Genomic DNA, 4,786 nt, shown 5'->3' on the forward strand with positions numbered 1-4,786 from the left:
TTGTTGCCTTATTTAATGTGTTTTGAAGCGCTTCATCAAAGTAAGGGTTATTGCCTATTTGTTGCCCTGAAGCCATGTTCTTTAAGTTTTGGCTTGTTGAATTTTGCCCTGTGGCTAATCCATTTAAAGTGTTGTTATCATAGTTATGCGTATTATTGCTAAGCCCATTAATCGCATTCTTTGTTTGATCACTTAAACCCGCAACACGCTGCCCGTCATAAACGGCTTTTCCGCTGCCTTGGTTATAAAAAGTCATGGCATCTTGAGCTGCGTGTTCAAAAATACCTTTTGCCCATGCAGGGGGTTCATTTGTTTGCGTCGTGTTTTGGGTATTCTGGATTGGTTTAGAACTTTTTCCCATATTAAAGCTGCTTTCTATATTCTAAAAGATTAACGAGATATCCATGCGATTTAAGAGATTTTTCCCACCCTCGCCTGCCTATGATGACAAGCTCTTTTGCCCCTTTTTCCTTGTAATAAGCTTCAATCTGAGTGATAAGCTTTGTTAAGGGTGCTCCTCCCTTTCCACCAAGCGTGACAACAACCGCCCTTAATGCTCCAGTGACGAGTTCTTGTAACTGTGTTGTGACATGCGCCATAAAGTTTTCATGCGCATCAACGATAATCCAAAGAACTTTTTCTCCCTTCAAAATATCGTTTAAAATGGTCTCTGTATTATAATCATCAGGGAATTTTTGATTAAAATAAGCTATCGATTTTATGACATTGTCAAAATAGGGCGCCATTTGTTCAGCGCTCCATTTTTCTGTATTATAGATCTTAAAACTCATCTTACGCCCGCGGGTTTCAGCGTTACATCAAAGCCTGTTATATGTGTCCATGGCGTGCCTTCTGGTATTCTCAGACGCAAAGCGTGATAACGCGCCCGTGAGCGGATATTATACATCCCAATATTATAGCCGGCATAACGCTCTTTAGCCCAATTTAATTGGTTCTTGTTATCAATGATAAAAGCCGCCCCAACACTTAAAAAACCTTTTGTTGTATCCGCTTGAACAAAAGCCTCACTCATCAGGTTGATTTGCCTGCCCGTATCCCCCACAATTTGTGAAGCAATAACTGCTTCCATTGGAGGACCCGCAAAAAAACCAAATGTGTTGTCTGGCGTAAAAGCTCCCAAAACAGGCGCACCATTTTGCCACATCTTACTATCAAGAGAAGCTGGTAAATCTTTCAAGCTCTCTTGTACTTCGTCTAAGCCTTCTAATGTATAACCGGCTGCAAAAAGGGGAAATAAGAGAAGGTTTTGCCCCTTAATGACACTCCATATTTGCAAAAGCCAATCATAAACATAAATATGCATCCCTTCAGTGTTATCATTGATAGAAAAATAAACACGAGAATAGACCGGATCAATACATGCTCTCATCTCATCAATGGCAAAATTATTGTAAAGTGTGAAGATGGTTTTATCGACTTTACCAAAGCCTATAGGGAGCATTTCACCAGCACTGTTGATTTGATAAAAACCATCATCAGAGACAAAGAAAGTACAGTCTCCACGGCTTGCAATTGCTGTGCTGCTTTTCGCCCCTATTTTGTCTTTTATTTTTGCAAAACTGAATATAATTTTAGAGCCTGGTACAAAGGTTGCATGATAAATGGCGGAGCGCATGAAAATAAGTGGATTTGTTGATTCCGTAGACCCTTGAACATATTCTCCATCGGGAAAATCTTGATAATCGCAACTTTTCTCCCCAACCGTCCAATGTGTCGCATCATTCAAACCGGACCACTGAACACGGTTTGGCTTATCTGTTAATTGCATCAGGCAAACAAAATCACCCCACACACGCACAAGTCCAGCACGCGGGGGATTACCACTCAAATCACAAAACCTTTCATCCGTTTTTAACGAAAGCATTTGTGGTGGGTCATTGCTATTAACAGCAATGATATGATCACCAAAGGAGGCAAAAGACCAAAGTGCAGTCTCATTGGCGTGATATTGTGTGTGAGGTTTGCTAATGTCTTTCCAGCCGCGCGTGCTGTTGTCATATTCATAAAGTTTTGTTGGTGCACCCACAATGATGCGCACACCACCCAATGAGCGCACCGCATAGACCCCCAAAATCACATCCGGAAAAGGATCTGAGACCGGCGCCACAATGGGAAACGGAATATACGAATTTGGTGCAGGTAAAACGTTCACGATCTCACTAGAATAACCACTATTAATAAATGCAACATCTGGTCTATACTCAGCAATAGGAATAAAGGTCATCAGAAATCCGTGTGTTGAATTTTTAACAAATTCTTGCGCCGTGATGTTTCAATTTGAAGCGCATCGAGTTGTTCTTGAAACATGGCAAAAGCTGCCGCTGCCATCTGTGGTTCTTTAATAATATTGGTATAAATTTCATATTTTGCACGCGTTTTGATCAGTTCATAGGCTTCTAAAAACCATATGGACGCTTCTTGTGCACTCTCAATATCTTTTATTCTTACAGGGTCAAGAATAAGCCTGATAGAATAAACGCGCTCTGGTGTTGGATACAAGACAAGCTTTTGTTCAAAATAAGCATAGCGTGTAGGCATGCCATGGCTACAATCATCCTCAAGGCTCTCAATAACAAGCGGATCTACCTGCAAAAGCTTTGCTTTGCTGTGATTATCTTCATAAATATAAGCATCAACAATGCGAACAGCCCCTGTTATAGAGGGATGTGCCTCGGCGCCATAACGGCTTTTGCCCTTTAGAGTGGTAAAAACAACTTCGCGGCTTTCATTGAAATAAAAAGGCAATCGTTCACAAAAGCGAATAGCCGAAAATATCGCCCTTTGCACTTGATCAACATACTCATCTGTTTGATCATCTATTTCATCCTGAATATCGTTTAACATCTGGATAAAATTTTTATCCCAAGGAGCAATGGTCTGTTTGTCTCCAATCGGACCACCTGTCTGTACTATTATTGTCATATCAGCCTCTTCCAAATGTATTGGGGCATCTTGTATAGGAGGGGGACGCAAGCAATAAACGCCCCCTTGCCTTTAACGATTAGTGTAAAACTCAACAATCACCTCAGCATCACCTTTGGTGCTTTTCTTGTCTCGTGTCATGTAAATCGTACTTTCAGCTTCTAATGGAACATCTCGTTCCTCCATAGGAAGGTACAAATTGCCATCGGTAGATTGCCGAAGCCCTACATCTCCATAATCATTACCATGAGGCTCTTTTCCAAATGTAGCTGTTACATCTTCAAAATCCTCCATGGTATAAGCTGTAATACTTTTTATAAAAGCCCCTCGGGGTAGAACGCCAATTTTTGTTATCAACCCTTGATCTGTACATTTAATACGCGCCCGTAAAAAACTAACCTGCTGCGTAGAGTTGTTGCGTCCTTGCAAAACAGGTGGCAATCCCTCATCTATTATGCCAACGGTTTCAACAGTCTCAACGGTCTCAACAGGTTCCTGTGTAATTAGCGATTTTTCTGCCATAATTGTCATCCTTTAATAATTAGCTTGCTTCGGCAAAAGAAGGGATAACAATCGTACCAAAGTCTTGTCCCCCTTGATCAGAATGCGGCAAGGTATAGCGTGACTTTTTCATGCCGATAATGGTTTTAGCTGCAACCCCAAATTCACGTTGATAATCAAACAGTTCTTCAACAAGTTTATAGCGTGTTCCCCCTTTCCCATCGCCTCCTGTTGCTCCATTGCCAACGCGTCCATAAGCCATGATAACACTTTGCGCACCAAGCAACACAGCACGACGAACAGAGGGAACAGGCTCTTGTGTCTTTGAATTGATACCATTGGGGACATGTTCAGCTTCACGTAAGATAACTCCATTATACATCCCCAGAGAGCCATCAAAAATTGGGTTCTTAGCTCCAGAGCCATCATAAGCTGCCTTGGTAATGTCTAACCATTGCCCGCTCTTTGTATTGGTACGCAATTGAGTTACCTGTGTTGGGTGGAGATACATCACATATGCCGATTTTCCATCAACACGAACCGGACGCAAACGTGGATTAGCAAGTTTTGCGCGTTCAACAGCCTGATCTATAAGATCTAATGTAAAAACATCGTCTTTTGTAAGTTCTTCATCAGTCTTTTTCTTATTGGCACGAATAATACGCAATTTGCTTGGCTCTAATGGAGCATTAAAACCATAGTGTACGGGTTTAAGGGTTATGGTGCGTCCCTCGAAGTGAATCCATGGTGCTGTATAACCTGCTGCCTGAATGAAGAACATCAAACTTAAGCGATCTGCATACCAATCAACAAGCCCATCTTTTGCTTCTGTTCGTAAATTAAATAAAACACGTTGTTGATCAATGGTGCCTTCATATTTTACGCGTACAGCATGAGAAAGCTCGTTAATACGCACCGTTTCATTCATAAATTGGAGTGCTTCTTCATTGCCTTCCAGCGTTTGTCCCTCGCTAACGCCATCCCCCATAAGTTGGACTCTTAATCCGCTCGTCACAGAGTCACCAGCGGATTTTCCTAGCATATCCAATACTTGAATAATGCTGTTTTTTCCTTTTCCCATCAGCGGTGCAATGGGCAACGCTTTTGAAGTTTCTGTGTTTAGCATCTTAGCCCAAACGCCAACGGCTAATGGGTCATTAAGATTTACCTGTGTTACTGCCATTTCAATCAATGCCTTTCTTGGTTTTAAAACTCGCCTTGCGGCACCCCCAAACGATAACAATCACTTGGTTCTCTCTGTTGCGTCACCACGCACATCTCACGCTCTGCTCATAATTTGTTCAAATTTTTCGGGATTTTTCTCAACCCATACAGCAAATTC

At 41.7% G+C, this 4,786-nt stretch carries 5 protein-coding genes and 1 pseudogene; all 6 read right to left on the reverse strand.

The window, feature by feature from the left end; translation table 11 throughout:
* A pseudogene (locus tag ACFIL3_RS08430) lies at positions 1-361 on the reverse strand (tail fiber domain-containing protein); the annotation flags it as partial.
* 1 nt (position 362) lies between these two features.
* On the reverse strand, positions 363-746 hold the full coding sequence (locus ACFIL3_RS08435; RefSeq protein ID WP_375613690.1) for a hypothetical protein: 384 nt from the start codon (positions 744-746) through the stop codon (positions 363-365).
* A gap of 41 nt (positions 747-787) precedes the next feature.
* Positions 788-2,245 (reverse strand): hypothetical protein, encoded by a 1,458-nt coding sequence (locus ACFIL3_RS08440; protein WP_375613689.1) that lies wholly within the window; start codon positions 2,243-2,245, stop codon positions 788-790.
* Positions 2,245-2,943 carry a hypothetical protein gene (locus tag ACFIL3_RS08445; RefSeq protein WP_375613688.1) on the reverse strand — a complete coding sequence of 233 codons (699 nt, stop codon included), beginning with the start codon at positions 2,941-2,943 and terminating at the stop codon, positions 2,245-2,247. The genes ACFIL3_RS08440 and ACFIL3_RS08445 overlap by 1 nt, the downstream gene beginning before the upstream one ends.
* 72 nt (positions 2,944-3,015) lie before the next feature.
* A complete protein-coding gene (locus ACFIL3_RS08450) occupies positions 3,016-3,465 on the reverse strand; it encodes a hypothetical protein (RefSeq protein ID WP_375612493.1) in 450 nt (149 codons plus the stop codon).
* A 19-nt stretch (positions 3,466-3,484) separates the two neighbouring features.
* Positions 3,485-4,627, reverse strand: coding sequence for a N4-gp56 family major capsid protein (locus ACFIL3_RS08455; RefSeq protein WP_375612492.1), 1,143 nt, complete (start codon positions 4,625-4,627; stop codon positions 3,485-3,487).
* Positions 4,628-4,786 lie beyond the last annotated feature (159 nt).

The organism is Bartonella sp. CE47NXGY, from assembly GCF_042195415.1.
Lineage (GTDB): Bacteria > Pseudomonadota > Alphaproteobacteria > Rhizobiales > Rhizobiaceae > Bartonella.